The sequence below is a fragment of the Spiribacter sp. SSL99 genome (assembly GCF_009805925.1).
Lineage (GTDB): Bacteria > Pseudomonadota > Gammaproteobacteria > Nitrococcales > Nitrococcaceae > Spiribacter > Spiribacter roseus.
In genome coordinates this window covers 109,933-128,304 of the sequence record NZ_MAOM01000011.1, presented here as the reverse complement: position 1 = coordinate 128,304, position 18,372 = coordinate 109,933, and the positions used below count along the sequence as shown (strand labels likewise).

Here is an 18,372-nt window from a genome sequence, read left to right as displayed (position 1 = left end):
GGACAACGTGTCTTGTGTGTATGCAGGGGACGGCTATGGACGGCAAATTGGATCGATTGATACCACATTCCATGCAACCCCTCGCTGGCGCTATTCTGCGGTTTTATCACGGCGTCTGGCTACGCTTCTATGCGTTTGGTTCCTGTTGTCAACGGCCATTAGTTTCAACCGCCTGTACGGACATCAACTTTGATCCGGAGCCCGGCGGTGAGCCGGCAGTTTTCTCCTTCAGCGCGTAGCTCCCACCACCCAGGTTGAGGTTATGCGAGTGGTGGATGAGCCGGTGGATGACGGGAACTGCCACCTGTTCTTCTGCGAAGAACTCACCCCAACAAAAGACGTGATGTTAATGCTTCAAAGGTCGCATAGTGCCAGTAGTTTGTCGGTACCGGCAGACAGAGCGTTGGGACGGTCGCCATGAGCCGTGTAGACGGTAAAGTACTGGCGTCAATTATGGTTTTTGGGGCGGTACCGCCCGGATTGTGGTGGTGGGCAAATCAGGCCCATTAAATCGCACCTGCCGATGAGTCCCCTGTTCCAAGCCGTAGAGGAGCGGGTCGATGTAGCAAGGAGTTGTAGTAGAGTTGTGTAATCATCAATCAGTTAGGGATTTGGTTCCTCGCATCGGCGCGATTACCGTGCGTTGTCTTTTAGGGGCAGCTTTGATGGTGCCGGTTGCCTCTTATGGCATCTCGGTCTCTGTCACCGATAGCGTTTTGGTCCTCGATGAAAGGTCTCGATCAGGGCAAATCGATTTGCTCAGCATGACACCGTCGCCGGTGGAGTTCGAGGTGCGTCCGGATGACCTCCCGGACGAGGTCAATGACGGGCAGGACTACCTGCGGTGGGCGCCCGAGCGCACCGTGGTGCCCGCAAACCGCTCACGGCCGTTGCGGATGGTCTTTCGTCCACCGGCGGATCTGCCGGCCGGTGAGTACATCGTGCGGCTCGCCGTCCAGTCCCGCGAGGTGGACTACGAACCGGATTTTGGTGACAGCGAGTCAGAGGAAGGCGAGCAGGGGCTGTCGGTCGGTGTTGCCCTGCAGCCTGTGCTGCCGGTCACGGTCTACATCCGTCACAACGTCGATTCGCCCTCGTTGAGCGTCGGCGAATTCACGCCATCGCCGGATGATGGGGACACTCACGGGTATTTCACGGTCAGCAAACCGCCTGAAGCGATCAGCTTTATCGGGACGGTGGCCCTTGTCGGCGCGTCGAGCGGCGAGCGCTACACAAGCGGCCGGCTGCGCATGGGCAACACGGTCGATGAACAGCGTGTCCGGGTGCCGAGAAGTGACGGTGACACGGGTCTCGAGGAGTCGATCTGTTTGCAGATCTGGCCCGAATTCCCGGCCCGTGGCGAGCCGGAACAGACGGTGTGTCAGTGAGCGCATGCCTGCCCGGCGTGTGTCGCCCTGATCACGTCGGTTCAAGAGGGGGGTTCTCCGCGCCATGGGCCGGGGTGCCGCCGGAATAGTCCTATTGCTGGGAATGGTGACTGCCATGGCGGCAAGGGCGAGCGAGGAGGCGGCGTCCACGAGTCCGCAGTTGACGCCCCTGTTGGTCGAAATGACGCTCAACGGTCGCTCGATCCCCGACTTCCATGATGTCTACGAGTCCTCCTCGGGACAGCTTTGGTTACCCATTGAGGCCATTGTTCGCGCGGGTGAGGGGCAGGCCGGTTCCGCTCGCGATGGGCGCTATGCACTGTCGCTCGGCGCGGAGCGGCCGTCGGTCGAGATCGACATCAACACCCGCCGATTGAGTGTTGGGAACGCACAAAAGCCCTGGCCGGCCGAGGCAATCTTCCAGCGCGATGGCCGCCTGTACGTTCAGTCACAGCGTGTCGAGCGATGGTTTGGTATTGCCGCAAGCCTTGGTGAAAACGGCCTCTCCGTTCGTCTGCAAAGCGAGCGCCCGCTGCCTGTGGATCTGCGGGTGCTACGTGAGCAACGCTGGCGCGATTTCGATCGTCCTGGTGTCGCGACGGAGAGCCGCTACCACCGCTTTGATGCCCCCTATAGCGCCTGGGGCACACCCCGAGGCACGCTGCAGATGAGCACGACGGCCGATGAATCGGCCTCGAGCCTGCCTCTGCGTGCGAGCGGGTCATTCAATGTCGAGGCAGGCTACGTCTCCAACCAAATCTTCTACAGCGGTAATGACCGCGGGGGGCTGCAAACACTGCGCTGGCGGGCTGGTCGTGAATCGCCGTCTGGCAGGGCATTCGGCATCCACGGGCTTTATCGTCTGCACTTTGGCGATGTCAGTGGCCTGCGAATGCCGCTCGCGGGGGGTGGAGCGCAGGGCCGCGGCCTGCGCTTTAGTACGGCACCGCGCTCACGGCCTGAACTGTTCGATGTCATCCGCATTGAAGGGGATGCCCTGCCGGGTTGGGACGCCGAGCTCTATCGCGGCTCGGCGCTGATCGACTTCCAGACAATCGACGCCGATGGGCGCTATGAATTCGAGGATGTGCCGCTCGGGTATGGCGCCAACCGTCTACGTGTTGTGCTCTACGGACCCTCCGGTGAAGTTGAGGAGCGCCAGGTTGAGCGCACGATCCCTGCCAGTCAGCTCAGGGCCAGCGAGCGTCATTTTCGAGGCAGCGTCACGCAGACCGGACGCTCGACCATCGAACTTAATGATGGGAACAGTGCACCCGGTGATCATGTCCGCCTGCGCGGCGACTTCGGTATCACCAATGGACTGACCGCAAGCGCACTGATGAGCCTCGACAAGGATCCATGGTCGCGGTTCAGCCCACGCTACGACGATGCGCCCGTGACGCTGGACGGTGAACCAACCGGCGATGTCGAGCGGGCTACCGGCGGTTTTGCCCTGCAACCTGACCTCGGGGTGGTGCGCACGGAACTGGTGAGTCTCCATCAGCGCGACGGTGCCAGTGCCCAACAACTCGACTTAAGGTTTCCGCTGTTAGCCGGCTTTGGCGTGTCCGCGGGCTACCGTCACTACACCGATGGGTTCCTGACCACCGGGCGTGAGTCGCGCAGCCGCCTCATTGACGATCGGCTGCGGCTGCGACTAGGCGGCAATCTGGGTGGGATCGGCGACCTCGATTTTGGGTCGCTGCGCCTTGAACTCACCCTCAGCCGATTCGACTCCGGTGGCGATTTGAAAGAGTACGAGCTCGACTGGCGCCACTCGATCGCCGCCCTGCGGCTCTCCCATACACTCTCACAAACAAGGGCATCGGATCGGCGTCGTACCCGCTATCGACTTCTCGCCGCCTATCGGCATGGCAAGCTCTCGGCGAGAACCCGATTGACGGCTAATGGCGGATCGGTAGGCGATCTCTCCAATACCAACGTCAGTGGATCGCTGGATTATGCGTTCATGGAAGCCCCACGTCTTTCCGCAAAGATCAGCCACGGCACCGGCGATCGCGACGCCTCTGCTGGGCTTAACTTTAGCCATGAACTTGGCCCGGCACGCCTCACAGCCTCAGGAGGCGTCGATCAGTCGGGTGACTGGTCGGTGGGCCTTCGTATGACCATTGGGCTCGGCATGGAGCCGGCGACGGGGCCGGTGCTCATGCCACCGTCAGCGGCCGATACCGGGGCGGTAGCGGTATCCGCGCGCGCCGGCGACCGGCCGATGAAGGGGATCGGCTTTCGCGTCAATGGCCGACCCCACCCGGTGCGCACGGACGATACGGGCCGTGCCGTCATCACCGGTCTCCCGGCCCATCGCAAGGCGCGTATCACGCTTGATCGCGACACGATGGTCGACCCGTTCCTCACCACGGCCAGTCCACGACTGGAACTGGTGCCACGCCGCGGCTACACCCACCAGATCACCATGCCGTTCGCCGATGCGGCCAGCGTCACCGGCTATGCGCGACGTGCCGATGGCTCAGCGATCCAGGGCGTCGAGGTGATCGCCGAGCGGGTCGACGGGCAGGACCAGACCGCGACCCGCTCGCTCTCGGATGGCTATTTTTCGTTTGATGTCCTCAGCCCGGGGCGCTGGCGGGTGCGCATCAGTGCGGACGCACTTCCTGACGACTGGCAGAATCCACCGGTCAATCTGGCGCTTGACGCGGGGCAACAACGCTTTGATGTCGCCGTGACAGCCACGCCGCCGGAGTCATGACGGATGATCATCCGGGGCGGTCTTCATCCATGGACTCTCCTGTGGGGCATCGCGCTTGGGCTTTTGCTATCAGTCACAAGCCCGCCCGGGCACACGACGGGATGCGAGGGCGTTGAGGTAGAAAAGAAAACCGACCTATCCCTCGGCACGCTGCGCACACGGCCCGGCGCGCATGGGTTCCTGGAGCTGCATCCCCGCAATGGCGTTGCGGCAACCGGGAGTGGTCTGGTGCACCAGGGGCCCAGTGGCGTAGCGGTTGTCCGTGTTGCAGGCGTCCCCGGCAGCCGGGTGACGCTCGCCATCGATGTGGCCGCCCGGACCGATCATGATAAGCATTATCTGCGGCTCGTTGAGCTCATTATCAGAACACGGGAGGAGCAAACCCGTTTTCCCGCCGATCACGCAACCATCACGTTGACGCTACCGGATGAGAAGAGCCCGCAGGGCCTTGCCGTATCGGAATTTCGCATTGGTGCGGTGGTGCGCTACCGCCATGTTTCGGGGGGAACGGCGCTGCGTTATCGCTTACGGACGCGCTGCATGGAAATTGACTGAAAGTGGCGGAATGACGACGGTCCTTCATAGCCCCACCAGTGTCGCCCACACCCCGCAAAACCCGTATCCTCTCGAGCATGATCTCCCCGGAAAACCGTCCCAGCCTCCTGCGCCGCCTGGCCGCCGTTCTCTACGACGGCATGCTGCTGATCGCGCTGTGGATGGGTGCAGGCGCCCTGTGGATCGCGTTTCAAGGGGGTGAAGCGGCACCCGCCGGCGACGCGCTGTTCCGCGTGTATCTGCTGGCGGTGGCGTACGCGTTTTTCATCGGCTTCTGGGTCTGGGGCGGCAACACGCTGGGGATGAAGGCCTGGCGGCTGCGACTGGTGGATGCCGACGGCGCGAGGGTGACGACCCGCGCCGCCACGCACCGATTCTTTACGGCAATGCTCTCGTGGCTGCCGGCCGGGCTCGGTTTTTTGTGGGCGATGATCGACCGACAGGGCCTGACCTGGCACGACCGGCTCTCGCAGACCTATCTGATGCTCGAGCCCAAAAAGCGCTGAATCCGCCCCGGCCGGCGATCACCGCACGCGCCGCAGCGCCACCAGCGCAATCAGCAGGAACAGTCCGGTGGGCGCCAGGGCGCTTGCCGCCGGCGGCAGACCGTAGACCAGCCCGGCGTTGCCGAGAAACCGATTGAGCAGGAAAAACGCCAGACCGATCAGCACCCCCAGAAACACCTGCTGCCCCACCCCGGTGCTGCGCTGTGAACCAAACACCAGCGGCACCGCCAGCAGCAGCATCACCACCGTGGCCAGCGGTGTCGCAAGCTTGACCCACAGGGCGAGCTGATATTGATCACTGCGCAGTTCGTTGGCCTGCAGATACTTGATATAGCGAAACAGCTCGCGGGCCGGCAGCGCCTGGGCATCCTGCACCACCACCTCGAGGGTGGCCGGGCGCAGCTGCCCGCCAAGGGTGATGCGCTCGCGGGTCTCGACGCGGATCGGGAAGTCGCCCAGCGCGGTCACCCGGGCGTCGCGCAGCTGCCACTGCCCGTTGACGAACCGCGCCCGCGGCGCCGTCACGATGCGCATGAGTTGATTGCCGTCGATTTCATAGGCGCGCACCCCGGCGAGCAGGTCGGCGCGCACCACGCGGTCGGCGCGCAGGCGATAGTCGCCATCCCGTGCCCACAGACCGCCGCCGACGGTGCCGATGCGACCGCCCGCGGCCTCCGCGCGAATGGTCTGGGCCAGCTGATTGGCCGGCGGCGCGACAAACTCCCCCAACAGCCCGGCCAGCACGGCGAGGCCGATGCCGGCCACCACCACGGCGCGGGCGATCTGGCCCACGGAGCGGCCCACCGCCCGCATCACGATCAGTTCGCTGCGGGCGGCGAGCGCTCCCAGGCTGACCAGCGCACCAATGAGTGTGGCCATGGGAAAGGCCTCGTAGGCGCGCTGCACCATCGAGAGGGCCACCACCGCCATAGCGGCCGCCAGGTCATAGTCGCCGCGGCCGATGTCATCGGCCTCGTCGATGAACTCGAACACAAAGCTGAGGCTGACGATGACCACCAGGCCCATCAACGCGCCCACAAGCACGGTGGCGGCGATGTAACGGTCGAGCCGGTTCATGCCGCCCGCCGCCGTCGCCACTGCCATCCCAGCATCCCCCGCAGTGCGGCCAGTACGATCAGCAGCGCCAAACCATGCACCCAGGCCACGCCCAGCCAGCGCGGCATCACTCCGCTCGCCAGCCAGTCGCTGGCGGTGTAGAGCAGGTTGAAATAGATCATGAACAGCAGCACGGCGGTCACGACCCGGCCGTACCGGCCGCTGCGCGGGTCGCTACGCGCCAGGGGCAGACTGCCCAGCGCCAGCACCAGCACCATGACCGGGAATGACAGGCGGCGCTGGAGTTCGGCCCGCGCGCCCGGCGCCTCGCTTGCCCAGAGCGCGGCGAGGGGCTCGGCATCGCGGCCAACGCCGGGGTCCACAGGATCCGGCTCGGCGATGCGCACGCCATGCTCGGCGTATTCCATGACCCGCCAGGCGGCCTGACCGGCCCGCCCGTCGTAACGCCAGCCGTCCTCCAGGACCAGAAACTCGCCCGGTGCCACGCCGTTGATCTGACGCTGCCCGCGCTCGGCCACCCAGATCTGGCGGGTACCCTCGACGCGGCGCTCGGCGAACACGCCGCGCAGGGTGCCGTCATCATCGATGCGCTCGACATAGACCGTGACGTTGTCGCCGGGGCTCAGAAACCGGCCCGGCTGGACCCCGCCAAAGCGGGCCTGCTGCTGGGCGTTGGCCAGCACCTGATCGGCTTGACGTTCGGCGGCCGGCCCCAGCGACAGCGACAGTCCGCCCACCAGCACGGCGAGCGGTACCGCAAAGGCGAAAATCCCGGTATAGACCCGGCCGGGGCCGATGCCGCAGCCCGCCATGGCGGTCATCTCAGAGTCGCGGTAGAGCCGTCCCAGCGCCATGACACAGCCCAGAAAGAAGCTGCCCGGCAGCACCACCCCGAGGTTGGCGACGGCCTTGAGCCCCAGCAGGGTGAAGATCACCTCGGGCGGGATGTCGCCACTGGCCGCATCGGCCATGAACTGGATCAGCCGGTTGGTCAGCAGCACCACCACCAGCACCACGGTGACGCCCAGCCAGGCCAGCAGCACTTCGCGGCCTACATAGCGGGTCAGGCGCCTCACGACCACGACAGTGACCCTGTGCCTGCGGTAATCTGTAACGGTTTATGCAATGTGGTTGTATCCATGCCAGATCGCCGTGACCGGCTCATGGTACAGCGCCGGAGCGAATGATGCCGCGCGTCGATTTCTACATCCTGGATCAGGCCGACCCGGCCCAGCGCACGCACTTCTGCTGCCGGCTGGCCGCGCGCGCCTGGCGCGAGGGGCTGCGGGTCTGGATCCGCACCGCCGATGCGGCCATGACCGAGCGACTCGACACGGCATTGTGGACCTTTGATGAGGCAAGCTTCATCCCCCATGGCACCACGGCGCTCGACGGCGACAACCCGATCGTGATCAATGAGGCCGACAGCCCCGGCGCCCTGCTGATCAACCTGGGCGACTCGCTGGCCGCCGACTGGCAGCAGCGCGACCGCATTGCCGAAATCATCACCGCTGACGAGGCGACCCGCCAGGCCGGCCGCGCACGATACCGCGACTACCAGCAGGCCGGCGCCGCCCTGCAGACCCACCGCATCGACCACTAGGAGCGCTCACCGCCCATGGAAAAGACCTACACCCCCGCCCGCATCGAGTCCCACTGGTATGCGCAATGGGAGCAGGCGGGCTATTTCCGGCCCGGCGAGTCGGGGGATCCCTACTGCATCATGATCCCGCCGCCCAACGTCACCGGAACGCTGCACATGGGCCACGCGTTTCAGGACACGCTGATGGATGTGCTGGTGCGCTATCACCGCATGGCGGGCTACAACACGCTCTGGCAGCCCGGCACCGACCACGCCGGCATTGCCACGCAGATGGTGGTCGAGCGCCAGCTCAATGCCGAGGGCCATGATCGGCACGCCCTGGGACGCGCGGCATTCGTCGAGAAGATCTGGGAGTGGAAGGCGCAGTCCGGCGGCACCATCCAGAACCAGATGCGGCGCCTGGGTGCCTCGGTGGACTGGTCCCGCGAGCGCTTCACCATGGACGAGGGCCTGTCCGAGGCGGTCGAAGCGGTGTTCGTGCAGCTCTACCGCGAAGGCCTGATCTATCGCGGCGAGCGGCTCGTGAACTGGGACCCGGTGCTGCAGACCGCGGTCTCCGATCTGGAAGTCGAGTCGGCCGAGGAGCAGAGCTCGATCTGGCGGCTGCGCTATCCGATCGTCGACAGCGACGAGTGGCTGGTGGTGGCCACCACCCGGCCCGAGACCATGCTGGGCGACACCGCGGTCGCGGTGAACCCGGACGACGAACGCTATCAGTCACTGATCGGGCGCCGGGTGCGCCTGCCGCTGGTGGACCGCGAGATCCCCATCGTCGGGGACGACTACGTCGACCCGGCGTTTGGCACCGGCTGTCTCAAGATCACCCCCGCGCACGACTTCAACGACTACGAGGTCGGTCTGCGCCATGGCTGCACGCCGATCAACATCCTCACCGAGGATGCCCGCATCAACGCCAATGCGCCGGCGGCCTACCAGGGGCTCGACCGCTACGCGGCCCGCGAGCGCATCGTCGCCGACTTCGAGGCCGCCGGGCTGCTCGACGGCATCGACCCGCACCGCCTGATGGTGCCGCGCTGTGATCGCACCGGCGTGGTGGTCGAGCCATTCCTGACCCGGCAGTGGTTTGTCGATCTGACCCGCGAGACCCAGTCGAACGGGCGGCCGGGCGGCTGGCGCGAGATCACCCGACCGGCGCTCGACGCCGTGCGCAACGGCGACATCCGCTTCGTGCCCGAGAACTGGACCAAGACCTACTACAACTGGCTTGAGGACATCCAGGACTGGTGCATCAGCCGCCAGCTGTGGTGGGGCCATCGCATCCCGGCCTGGTACGACGCCGAGGGCGCGGTCTATGTCGGCCGCGACGAGGCGGAAATCCGCGCCCGTCACGACCTGGGCCCCGAGGTGTCGCTGCGCCAGGACGAGGATGTGCTCGACACCTGGTTTTCCTCGGCGCTGTGGCCTTTCTCGACACTGGGCTGGCCCGAGGAGACCGTCGAGCTCAATCGCTTCTACCCCACCAGCGTGCTGGTCACCGGCTTCGACATCATCTTTTTCTGGGTGGCCCGGATGATCATGATGGGCCTCAAGTTCCGCGGCGAGGTACCGTTCCGCGAGATATACATCCACGGACTGGTGCGCGACAGCAGTGGCGCGAAAATGTCCAAGTCCAAGGGCAATGTGCTGGACCCCCTCGACATCATCGACGGCATCGACCTGGAGTCGCTGGTCAAAAAGCGCACCACCGGGCTCATGCAGCCCCAGCGCGCGCCGGCCATCGAGGCACAGACCCGGGAGGCCTTCCCCGAGGGCATTGCCGAGCATGGCACGGATGCGCTGCGCTTCACCTTCGCGAGCCTTGCCACCACCGGTCGCGATGTGGTCTTCGACATGGGCCGCGTGGATGGCTATCGCAACTTCTGCAACAAGCTCTGGAACGCCGCACGCTACGTGCTGATGAACACCGAAGACCGGCTCGAGGGCATCGACGCGGGCGAGATGAGCTACGGCACCGCCGAGCGCTGGATCGTCACCCGGCTGCAGCGCACCGAGCAAACCGTCAACGAGGCCATCCAGAGCTATCGGCTGGATCTGGCCGCGCAGGCCATCTACGAGTTCACCTGGGACGAGTACTGCGACTGGTACCTGGAGCTCAGCAAGCCGGCCCTGCAGGGCGATGCCGACACGCCACAGGCCCGCGGCACGCGCTACACCCTGGTGCGGGTGCTCGAGGGACTGCTGCGCCTGCTCCACCCGATCATGCCGTTCATCACCGAGGCGATCTGGCAGCGCGTGGCCCCGGTGGCGGGCCTGAGCGGCGAGACCATCATGACCCAGGCGTTCCCGATCGCCGATCCGGAGCGCATCGACACCGCCGCCGAGGCCGAAATCGACTGGCTGCAGCGTTTCATCCTGGGGATACGGCGCATCCGCGGGGAGATGGACATCGCCCCCGGCAAGCGCCTGCCGGTCATCCTGCAGAACGGCAGCGACGCCGATCGCCAACGCGTCGAGCACCATCGCGCCGCACTGGACTTTCTCGGTCGGCTGGCCTCGATCGATTGGCTGGGCCCTGATGAAGCGGCCCCGGAATCGGCCCTGGCGCTGGTGGACACCCTGGAGATCCGCGTGCCGATGGCCGGTCTGATCGATCGCGACGCCGAGCGGGCCCGACTGGAAAAGGCCCGCGCCCGTCTCGCCGACGATCTGGCCCGCACCCGCGGCAAGCTCGACAATGCCGCGTTTGTGGAAAAGGCACCGGCCGAGGTTGTGCAGCGCGAGCGCGACAAGCAGGCCGAAACCGAGTCGGCACTGGCCCGCATTGACGAGCAGATCCGTCGCGTCGAGCGCCTCTAGCCGCGGGCCGGCGGCGGGCTGACGGCCAGAGCCCTAGTCGCCCGGGGCCCAGGCCGGTGTCTGGCCGTGGATACGCAGACTGCCTTCATCCACGGCCAGTGCCAGGCGCCAGTCGCCATCGCGGCGGCGCAGGAAGCCGAAAGCCCGGCCCAGGTCCAGCCACGCCCGTACCTCGCCGGGCAGCACGGCGACCAGCGCCTGGTCGATGACCAGCTCGGTGTCAAGGCGCAGCGCCTCCCACAGGACCATTCCGCTGGCACCGGCGTGCAATCGTTCGGCCATCGCCGGGCGGATCCGCAGACTGGCCTCGCCGCTCAGTCCCTGCCCCTGCGGGGTCTCGAGCCGTAACGCGGCGAGCGACAGACGGGGTGACGCGCTGGCCAGTGCGGCCAGGGACGGCCGCCACTGATCCGCGCTGAGCGTCAGCAGCGCCGCGGCGTCGATCCGCTCGAACTCCACCACGGCCCGGCCCTGCAGCGGCGCCACGTCGGGCAGCTCGAGCGCGTCGATGACGAGCCGTGCGTCACCACTCCAGACGCCCGCCGCCCCGGGCCGACCCGCCACCGGGCGCAGATCGGTGCTTGCCCGAAGCCCACCCAGTTCGAACAGGTCCGGCGCCCCCGCCAGCTGCTGGACACGGACTGCGATTGACTGGGTATCAAAGCCCAGATGCCCGCGTACCGAAATGCTCTCCGCGTCGCCGCCAAGCCGCTCAAACGCCGGCGCCAGCGCGCCGGTGGGCTGCAGATGACCGTCAAAGGCCACACCCCGCCAGCCGTGCCGCAGGGTCTGCTCCAGCACCCAGTGCACCGGCTGCGGGGCACTCAGCCCAAGGGCGGCGCGCCATGCCGGCGGCATCGTCGACGCCGGCAACACCAGCTCGGTCCGCACGGACGCGCGGTAGAGACCGCGCTGGTAGTCGACGACCCGCGCCGTCGCACCGGCACCGACCGTCTCGCTGAGCGCGCGCTGCCACTGCTCGACCCGGTGCTGCCAGGTCTGCTCGGCCTGCCAGCCATTGAACACCGGCAGGCCCGCCATCACGGCGGCCAGCGCCACGGCCGGTATCCCGACCCACCATCGCCAATGCCTGCCCATGGATCATCCCGCTGCTGCCTTGATGGTCGTTCAGCCTGCCCCATTTGCATTTGCACGGCCACCGGCCGGTCGGCATACTCAGGCCTTCCAACAATCTGAACCCACGTCGCCAGGGGAGTCTCCGGACTGAGAGTGCGCCATCGCGCAGACCCTGGAACCTGAACCGGATCACACCGGCGGAGGAAGCGCGACATGCCCATCATCCCGCTCGCAGCGGTCAGTGCCGCCCTGATCGTATTCGTCCTGCTCGGGCTTCGGGCCCGGCACAGCCGCAACCTCGACGATTACCTCACCGCCCGACGCAGCCAGACCGGCACGACCCTGGGGCTGTCGTTTCTGGCCTCGGGCATGGGGGCCTGGATTCTGTTCGCGCCCCCCGAAATCGGCGCGTTCGTCGGACCGGTGGCGGTGGCCGGTTATGCCATCGGCTCGGCGCTGCCGTTCATCATCCTGGGGCTGATCGGCCCGGCCATCCGCCGGCGGCTGCCCAGCGGGCGCAGCCTGACGGAGTTCAGCGCCGGGCGTTTCGGCAACGGCTTCCGCGCCTGGGTGGCGATCCTCTCGGTGCTTTATATGCTCTGCTTTCTCGCCGCCGAGCTGACCGCCGTGGGGGCCATCACCGCCCTGCTCTCGAATGCCGACGGCCGCTATGCGATCACCGCGGTGGCCGTCGCGACGGTGATCTACACCGCGGCCGGCGGCCTGCGCGCAAGCCTTGTCACCGACCGCTGGCAGGCCGGGCTGCTGGCGGCGCTGATCATGATCGTGGCGGCCGCAGTGCTGGGCCTCGCGCCCGAGCGCCCGGCCGGCACCGGCGGCAGCCTGCCCACGCCCGCCCTCGGCGATGCGCTGGGGGTGGCGCTGACACTGATCATGGCGGTCACCGCCGCGAACCTCTTTCATCAAGGCTACTGGCAGCGGGTATGGGCGGCCCGGGATGACCACGCGCTGCGGCGCGGCGCGGTGATCGGCGGGCTGTCCACCATTGTCGTGGTGGCCATGCTGGGGGCGGCGGGACTGCTGGCAGCCAGCCGCGGACTGCCTCTCGGCACACCGCCGATCCCGCTGTTCGCGCTCATCACCGATGCCCCGGCCTGGCTGACGCTGCCGGCGCTGGTGCTGGGCATCACCCTGGTGGCCTCATCCGTCGATACCCTGCAGAACGCCCTGGTGTCGCTGGGGGTGACGGAGACCGGTTGGCTGCAGCGCCGCGGCGCCCGCTGGCTGTCGGCGCTTTTAATGATCCCGGTGGTGCTGATCGCCTGGCAGCAGATCTCGGTCCTGCGATTGTTCCTGATCGCCGATCTGCTCTGCGCCACCGCCGTGATTCCGCTTTTGAGCGGCCTGTCGGACCGGGTCTCCCCGCGTGCCGCGATCCTGGGCGCGGGGGCCGGGCTGGTCGGCGCGGTGCTGCCCGGTGCCCTTGCCACTGGCAGTCTGATGGGCGGACTGCAGGTGGCGAGCTTTCCCGACAGCATCCCCACGCTGGGGCCGTTCATGGGCGCCCTGAGCGCCTCGGGCCTGGTGGTCGCCGCGCTGGCGCTGCGCGGCGGGCGGGCTAACCGGCCTGACTCAGCACCAGGTTGACGATCACCAGCAGCACAACAACGAACACCACGGTAAAGATCAGCCCGGCGATGATGAAGTGCGCCGGGTTGCCGTGCCTGAAGTCGCGCTGCCGGGCGGCTTCGGTCTGCACGCCGAAGGCCGCGGCGGCTGTGCTCTTAAGGGCCTGCCACAGCGAGACGCGGGCGGGCCGGTCGCCGGAGGGTTGCGGGTCAGTCATCGGGTCGGATCCTCCTTGGGGTCGATGCGCGTGAGTATAAGCGCGCCCGCCAGAAACAGCGCAATGAGCGCAAGCATCGAGTAGCGGACGTCGCCCAGCCATACGCCCAGCGCACCAAAAAGCGGTGGGCCGATGAGCGCAGCGGATTTACCCAGCACATTGTAGAAGCCGAAGAACTCGCCCGCACGCGCCGCGGGAATCAGCCCGGCATAGAACGACCGGCTGAGCGACTGCACCCCGCCCTGGGCCACACCCACCAGGGCGGCAATGGCATAGAACTCCCACGCCGCCTCGATGAATGCGCCCCACAGGGCAATCCCGATATACAGGGTGAGGCCCATGAGGATGCCGCGGCGCGGCCCCAGCCGCGCCCCCACGACACCCATCAGCAGGGCGGCGGGAAAGCCGACGAACTGGGTAATGAGCAGCGCCAGCATCAGGTCGGTCTGGGCAAAGCCGAGCGAGCGGCCATAGGCCACCGCCATGCGGATGGTCGTACCCACCCCGTCGATGTAGAGGAAGTAGGCCAGCAGGAACAGCCACACCGGACGATAGGCCCGCAGGTGGGCGAAGGTGGCGCGCAGCTGACGCAGTCCGCCCGCCAGACCGGCGGCCCCGGCGCGTTCGCGGGCCGGCTCGGGCACCAGAAAGGCCAGTGGCAGCGAGAACAGCGCCCACCAGACGCCGGTGACGATGAATGCCGCCAGCGCGGCGTCCGTCGCCGAGCCGAACCCCAGCATGGCGGGCTGCATGATGGCGACAATGCACAGCAGATAGACCAGTCCGCCGCCCAGGTAGCCGACACCGAACCCGAGTCCCGAGATGGCGTGCCAGCGTGCCGGCGGGGCGATGCCCACCAGCAGTGCATCGTAGAACAGGTTGGCGGCCATGAAGCCGATCACTGCCAGGGTGAACAGCGTGGCCGCCGGCAGGCTGGCGCCGGCGGGCACCCAGGCGAGCGCCGCAGTCAGTGCCGCGGCGGGCAGGGCGAACCCCAGCAGTGCCTGTTTGCGGCGCCCCGCGCGGTCGGCCATGGCCCCGGCGAGCGGCGCGATCAGCACGATCACCGCGCTCGCCAGGCCATTCGCCCAGCCCAGGCGCAGGTTGGCCTGGGCGGGGCTCGCATCGGCACTCCAGTAGTCCTGGAACAGGATGGGGAAGATCCCCGCCATCACCACCGTCGCGAAGGCCGAATTGGCCCAGTCGTAAAGCGCCCAGGCCACCACCACCCGGCGGCGTTCACCGCCCGGCCTCATCGCCGCCCGACCGGTGCGACCTCCCGCAGGTCATAGCGCATGACCAGGGCGTCCTCCCGGCCGTCGTCAGTCCGGTAGTAGCCCGGGCGCCGGCCGACCCGGCGAAAGCCGGCGCTTTTGTAAAGGCGCACGGCCGGGGCATTGCTCGGTCGCACCTCCAGGAACACCGACTCCGCCCCCAGCTGCTCGGCGCGCTCGAGGGCCTGTTCGAGCAGTGCCCGGCCAAACCCCTGCCCGTGCCAGTCGGGATGCACCGCCAGGTTGAGGACATGCGCCTCGCCGGGGCCCATCGCCAGCACTACATGGCCGACGATGCGATCGGTGGCTAACTGCACCCAGCATTCATAGCCCATGCGCAGGCAGTCGCGGAAGATGTTCTGCGCCCAGGGAAAGCCATAAGCATTGGCCTCGACGCCGTGCACGCTGGGCACATCGCGGCGCCGCATGGGCCGGATCACCGGCAGGAAGTCCACCGGCGCGGCGGTCATGCCGACGCCCCGCGAAGCGCGCGGCGCACCGCCACCAGATCGGCCCAGGCCCGGGCCTTGGCATCGGGCCGGCGCAGCAGATAGGCCGGATGATAGGTCGCCCGCAGCGGAATCCCGGTGTCACCAAACCGGTGCCACTGATCCCGCAGCCGGCCCATGGCCTGCCGACTGCCGGTGAGCGACTGCGCCGCGATCTTGCCCACGGCCAGAATCACCCCGGGCTGGATCAGCGCCAGCTGGGCGTCCAGCCAGGGGCGGCAGGCGGCGATTTCCTCGGCGGTGGGATCGCGGTTTTCCGGCGGCCGGGACTTGACCACGTTGGTGATGAACACGTCCTGCTGCCGATCGAGACCCATGGCGGCCAGCATGGCGTCGAGCAGCTGACCGGCACGGCCGACGAACGGCTCGCCACGGCGGTCCTCCTCGGCCCCCGGGGCCTCGCCGATGATCATCAGCCGCGCAGCGGGGTCACCCACCCCCGGCACCGCGCGCTGGCGGGTGGCATGCAGCGGGCAGCGCTGGCACGCCTCGATCGAGGCGATCAGGCTGGACCAGTCACCGCCCGGCTCGGCCGGCGCCGTCTCACTGACCGGTTGACCCGGCCGGGCGCGTGACCGCCACACCGTCAGGCCCATCTCGTCGAGCATCCGCCGGCGCCGCTGGTCGATCATGCCGCCCCGCGCTCCGCCGCGCTCAGACGCCGTCGGTCTGGGGGTGGGTCCGCCCGCCGGTGGTGCGCAGGCGATTGAGGGCGTTCAGATACGCATTCGCCGAGGCGATGACAATGTCGGTGTCCGAGCCCTGGCCATTGACCACCCGGCCGCCCCACTCAAGGCGCACCGTCACTTCGCCCTGGGCATCCGTGCCCGAGGTGATGTTGTTCACCGAGTAGAGCAGCAGCTCGGCCCGCACGTCGAGCAGCCCATCGATGGCCTTGAACGCCGCATCCACCGGCCCGTCGCCGGCGGCCTGGTTATGCCGCTCCTCGCCGTCGATCTCGAGGGTGACATCCGCCACCGGTGTCTCGCCGGTCTCCGAGCAGCAGCGGAACGCCACCAGCGTCACGCTCTGGTCTTCTTCCATGGCCGCCACCGCCTCGGTGGCCACGGCCTGAAGGTCTTCATCGAAGATCTCGTGTTTCTTGTCCGCCAGGTCCTTGAAGCGCTGGAAGGCCTCGTTGAGCTGCGCCGCGGTCTCAAAGCGGATGCCCAGCTCATCGCAGCGGCTGCGGAATGCGTTACGCCCCGAATGCTTGCCAAGCACCATCCGGTTGGTGCCCCAGCCAACGTCCTCGGCCCGCATGATCTCATAGGTCTCGCGGTGCTTGAGCACGCCGTCCTGATGGATCCCCGACTCGTGGGCGAAGGCGTTGATGCCCACGATCGCCTTGTTGGGCTGGACCTGAAAGCCGGTGATATTGGCCACCAGCTTGGAGGTGGGCACGATCTCGCGAGTCTCGATGCGGGTATCGCAGGGCAGATCGTCCTGGCGTGTGCGCACCGCCATGACGATCTCCTCGAGCGCGGCGTTGCCGGCCCGCTCACCCAGCCCGTTGATGGTGCACTCGATCTGCCGGGCGCCCTCACGGACCGCCGCCAGCGAGTTGGCCACCGCCACACCCAGATCGTTGTGGCAGTGCACCGACCAGACCGCGCGGTCGGAATTGGGGACGCGCTCGCGGAGGTCACGGATCAGCCCGGCGAACTGCGTCGGCAGGTTGTAACCCACGGTATCGGGGATATTGATGGTCGTGGCGCCGGCGGCAATGGCGCGCTCGATGATGCGGCACAGGAACTCCGGGTCGGAGCGGCCGGCGTCCTCGGGCGAAAACTCGACGTCATCACACAGGTTGCGGGCACGGCCGACCGCCGTCACCGCCCGCTCAATGACCTCGTCGGGCTGGAGCTGGAGCTTTTTTTCCATGTGCACCGGCGAGGTGGCGATGAACGTGTGAATACGCCCCGCCGGCGCCGGCGCCACCGCCGCACCGGCGCGGTCAATGTCCTGCTCGTTGGCCCGGGCCAGCCCACAGACGCGCGCCTCGGTGATGGTCTCGGCCACTGCCCGCACCGACTCGAAATCGCCCTGGCTGGCGGCGGGGAAACCCGCCTCGATCACGTCCACACGCAGTCGCTGCAGCGCCCGGGCGATGCGCACCTTCTCTTCGCGGGTCATGGAAGCGCCCGGCGATTGCTCGCCGTCGCGCAGCGTCGTATCAAAGATGATCAGCCGGTCGGCTTCACTCATCATTCTTTCCTCACGTGTGATCGTCCTGCCAGTCTAACCCGCGTGCCGGCGTCTGCGCCGCCGGCGTCGCCGGATGACTGTCAGAATCGGCCCCGAGCTGAGATACGTCAATGCAAGCCCGAACAGCACCAGCGGCGGGTGGACCGACATCAACGCCACGCCCATCACGCCCAGCACAATGGCGACGAAGGGCACGCGGTAGCGGAAGTCGATTTCCTTGAAGCTGTCGTAACGCACGTTGCTGACCATGAGCACGCCCGCCACCACGGTCAGCACCAGCGCCGGGATCCCGGCCGGCCAGCCGCCGAACTCGAGCCGATCGCCGGACCAGACCATGCCGGCCAGCGCGGCGGCGGCGGCAGGACTGGGCAGTCCCTGGAAGTAGCGCTTGTCGGCGACGCCCACCTGGGTGTTGAAGCGCGCCAGCCGCAGCCCGGCGCAGGCGGTGTAGATGAACGCCCCGACCCAGCCCAGCTTGTCCCACATCGAACCCAGCGCCCCCAGGTCATCCAGGGCCCAGGCAAACACCACCAGCGCCGGCGCCATCCCGAACGAGACCATGTCGGCGATGCTGTCGTACTGCACGCCGAACTCGGTCTGGGTGTTGGTCAGGCGCGCCACCCGTCCGTCGAGGCCATCCATGACCATCGCCAGCAGAATGGCGACCGCGGCGGCCTCATAGGCACCCGACTGGGCGGCCACAACGGCGTAGAAGCCGAACAGCAGCGCCAGCGTGGTGATCAGATTGGGCAGCAGATAGATGCCGCGGCCCGAACGGCGCGGCATCTCCCGGGGGTCGGTCATGACGACCTCGGCATCGCGC

Annotated in this window: 16 protein-coding genes, 1 pseudogene and 1 riboswitch; of the genes and pseudogenes, 7 read left to right on the top strand and 10 right to left on the bottom strand. The window is 67.3% G+C overall.

The window, feature by feature from the left end; all coding sequences use genetic code 11:
• Positions 1 to 148: 148 nt before the first annotated feature.
• Positions 149 to 319, bottom strand: a pseudogene (locus tag BA899_RS10060) (hypothetical protein); the annotation flags it as partial.
• A 445-nt stretch (positions 320 to 764) separates the two neighbouring features.
• On the opposite strand from BA899_RS10060, the gene BA899_RS02450 reads away from it, so the two are divergent.
• The 4 genes from BA899_RS02450 (at position 765) to BA899_RS02435 (ending at position 5,177) form a co-directional block, all read left to right on the top strand.
• Positions 765 to 1,388, top strand: coding sequence for a hypothetical protein (locus tag BA899_RS02450; protein WP_159299618.1), 624 nt, complete (start codon positions 765 to 767; stop codon positions 1,386 to 1,388).
• Between the two features lie 115 nt (positions 1,389 to 1,503).
• Positions 1,504 to 4,116: a carboxypeptidase regulatory-like domain-containing protein gene (locus BA899_RS02445; RefSeq protein ID WP_159299617.1), complete on the top strand. Its 2,613-nt coding sequence runs from the start codon at positions 1,504 to 1,506 to the stop codon at positions 4,114 to 4,116.
• 3 nt (positions 4,117 to 4,119) lie between these two features.
• A complete protein-coding gene (locus BA899_RS02440) occupies positions 4,120 to 4,671 on the top strand; it encodes a hypothetical protein (RefSeq protein ID WP_159299616.1) in 552 nt (183 codons plus the stop codon).
• Between the two features lie 77 nt (positions 4,672 to 4,748).
• Complete coding sequence (locus tag BA899_RS02435; protein WP_144347769.1) at positions 4,749 to 5,177, top strand: RDD family protein; 429 nt, start codon at positions 4,749 to 4,751, stop codon at positions 5,175 to 5,177.
• An 18-nt stretch (positions 5,178 to 5,195) separates the two neighbouring features.
• Here BA899_RS02435 and lptG read toward each other — a convergent pair whose 3' ends face one another.
• Complete coding sequence (gene lptG / locus BA899_RS02430) at positions 5,196 to 6,281, bottom strand: LPS export ABC transporter permease LptG (protein WP_235013281.1); 1,086 nt, start codon at positions 6,279 to 6,281, stop codon at positions 5,196 to 5,198.
• A complete protein-coding gene (gene lptF, locus BA899_RS02425; RefSeq protein ID WP_159299615.1) occupies positions 6,251 to 7,330 on the bottom strand; it encodes an LPS export ABC transporter permease LptF in 1,080 nt (359 codons plus the stop codon). Before lptF ends, lptG begins: the two co-directional genes overlap by 31 nt.
• Before the next feature lie 110 nt (positions 7,331 to 7,440).
• Between lptF and BA899_RS02420 the strand changes: the two genes are divergently transcribed.
• Positions 7,441 to 7,857 carry a DNA polymerase III subunit chi gene (locus tag BA899_RS02420; RefSeq protein ID WP_159299614.1) on the top strand — a complete coding sequence of 139 codons (417 nt, stop codon included), beginning with the start codon at positions 7,441 to 7,443 and terminating at the stop codon, positions 7,855 to 7,857.
• Between the two features lie 15 nt (positions 7,858 to 7,872).
• Complete coding sequence (locus BA899_RS02415) at positions 7,873 to 10,674, top strand: valine--tRNA ligase (protein WP_159299613.1); 2,802 nt, start codon at positions 7,873 to 7,875, stop codon at positions 10,672 to 10,674.
• Between the two features lie 33 nt (positions 10,675 to 10,707).
• Here BA899_RS02415 and BA899_RS02410 read toward each other — a convergent pair whose 3' ends face one another.
• Entirely contained in the window at positions 10,708 to 11,733 is a 1,026-nt protein-coding gene (locus BA899_RS02410) for a DUF945 family protein (RefSeq protein ID WP_159299612.1), read from the bottom strand.
• Positions 11,734 to 11,873: 140 nt separating this feature from the next.
• Positions 11,874 to 11,975: riboswitch (TPP riboswitch) on the top strand.
• Here BA899_RS02410 and BA899_RS02405 point away from each other — a divergent pair.
• Positions 11,965 to 13,359, top strand: coding sequence for a sodium:solute symporter (locus BA899_RS02405; RefSeq protein WP_159299611.1), 1,395 nt, complete (start codon positions 11,965 to 11,967; stop codon positions 13,357 to 13,359). (Overlaps the previous riboswitch by 11 nt.)
• Here BA899_RS02405 and BA899_RS02400 read toward each other — a convergent pair.
• Genes BA899_RS02400 through pssA form a run of 6 tightly spaced genes read right to left on the bottom strand, consistent with a single transcriptional unit; the run spans position 13,331 to position 18,353 of the window.
• Positions 13,331 to 13,558, bottom strand: coding sequence for a DUF2970 domain-containing protein (locus tag BA899_RS02400; protein WP_159299610.1), 228 nt, complete (start codon positions 13,556 to 13,558; stop codon positions 13,331 to 13,333). The genes BA899_RS02405 and BA899_RS02400 overlap by 29 nt on opposite strands.
• A complete protein-coding gene (locus BA899_RS02395) occupies positions 13,555 to 14,814 on the bottom strand; it encodes an MFS transporter (RefSeq protein ID WP_159299609.1) in 1,260 nt (419 codons plus the stop codon). The genes BA899_RS02400 and BA899_RS02395 overlap by 4 nt, the downstream gene beginning before the upstream one ends.
• Positions 14,811 to 15,302, bottom strand: coding sequence for a ribosomal protein S18-alanine N-acetyltransferase (gene rimI / locus BA899_RS02390; RefSeq protein ID WP_144347776.1), 492 nt, complete (start codon positions 15,300 to 15,302; stop codon positions 14,811 to 14,813). Before rimI ends, BA899_RS02395 begins: the two co-directional genes overlap by 4 nt.
• The gene (locus BA899_RS02385; protein WP_159299608.1) at positions 15,299 to 15,973 is read right to left on the bottom strand and encodes a uracil-DNA glycosylase family protein; all 675 of its coding nucleotides are present in this window, start codon (positions 15,971 to 15,973) and stop codon (positions 15,299 to 15,301) included. Before BA899_RS02385 ends, rimI begins: the two co-directional genes overlap by 4 nt.
• A gap of 22 nt (positions 15,974 to 15,995) precedes the next feature.
• Positions 15,996 to 17,549, bottom strand: coding sequence for a 2-isopropylmalate synthase (locus BA899_RS02380; RefSeq protein WP_110883253.1), 1,554 nt, complete (start codon positions 17,547 to 17,549; stop codon positions 15,996 to 15,998).
• A gap of 33 nt (positions 17,550 to 17,582) precedes the next feature.
• Positions 17,583 to 18,353 carry a CDP-diacylglycerol--serine O-phosphatidyltransferase gene (gene pssA / locus BA899_RS02375; RefSeq protein WP_144347779.1) on the bottom strand — a complete coding sequence of 257 codons (771 nt, stop codon included), beginning with the start codon at positions 18,351 to 18,353 and terminating at the stop codon, positions 17,583 to 17,585.
• Between the last annotated feature and the right edge of the window lie 19 nt (positions 18,354 to 18,372).

What these genes read in the sequence shown, in the direction of transcription:
- BA899_RS02385 (WP_159299608.1), bottom strand. Translation starts at nt 15,973, where the DNA reads ATGATCGACCAGCGGCGCCGGCGGATGCTCGACGAGATGGGCCTGACG.
- BA899_RS02420 (WP_159299614.1), top strand. Translation starts at nt 7,441, where the DNA reads ATGCCGCGCGTCGATTTCTACATCCTGGATCAGGCCGACCCGGCCCAG.
- BA899_RS02450 (WP_159299618.1), top strand. Translation starts at nt 765, where the DNA reads ATGACACCGTCGCCGGTGGAGTTCGAGGTGCGTCCGGATGACCTCCCG.
- BA899_RS02405 (WP_159299611.1), top strand. Translation starts at nt 11,965, where the DNA reads ATGCCCATCATCCCGCTCGCAGCGGTCAGTGCCGCCCTGATCGTATTC.
- BA899_RS02415 (WP_159299613.1), top strand. Translation starts at nt 7,873, where the DNA reads ATGGAAAAGACCTACACCCCCGCCCGCATCGAGTCCCACTGGTATGCG.
- pssA (WP_144347779.1), bottom strand. Translation starts at nt 18,353, where the DNA reads ATGACCGACCCCCGGGAGATGCCGCGCCGTTCGGGCCGCGGCATCTAT.
- BA899_RS02440 (WP_159299616.1), top strand. Translation starts at nt 4,120, where the DNA reads ATGATCATCCGGGGCGGTCTTCATCCATGGACTCTCCTGTGGGGCATC.
- BA899_RS02400 (WP_159299610.1), bottom strand. Translation starts at nt 13,558, where the DNA reads ATGACTGACCCGCAACCCTCCGGCGACCGGCCCGCCCGCGTCTCGCTG.
- BA899_RS02445 (WP_159299617.1), top strand. Translation starts at nt 1,504, where the DNA reads ATGGCGGCAAGGGCGAGCGAGGAGGCGGCGTCCACGAGTCCGCAGTTG.
- BA899_RS02395 (WP_159299609.1), bottom strand. Translation starts at nt 14,814, where the DNA reads ATGAGGCCGGGCGGTGAACGCCGCCGGGTGGTGGTGGCCTGGGCGCTT.
- BA899_RS02435 (WP_144347769.1), top strand. Translation starts at nt 4,749, where the DNA reads ATGATCTCCCCGGAAAACCGTCCCAGCCTCCTGCGCCGCCTGGCCGCC.
- lptG (WP_235013281.1), bottom strand. Translation starts at nt 6,281, where the DNA reads ATGGCAGTGGCGACGGCGGCGGGCGGCATGAACCGGCTCGACCGTTAC.
- BA899_RS02380 (WP_110883253.1), bottom strand. Translation starts at nt 17,549, where the DNA reads ATGAGTGAAGCCGACCGGCTGATCATCTTTGATACGACGCTGCGCGAC.
- rimI (WP_144347776.1), bottom strand. Translation starts at nt 15,302, where the DNA reads ATGACCGCCGCGCCGGTGGACTTCCTGCCGGTGATCCGGCCCATGCGG.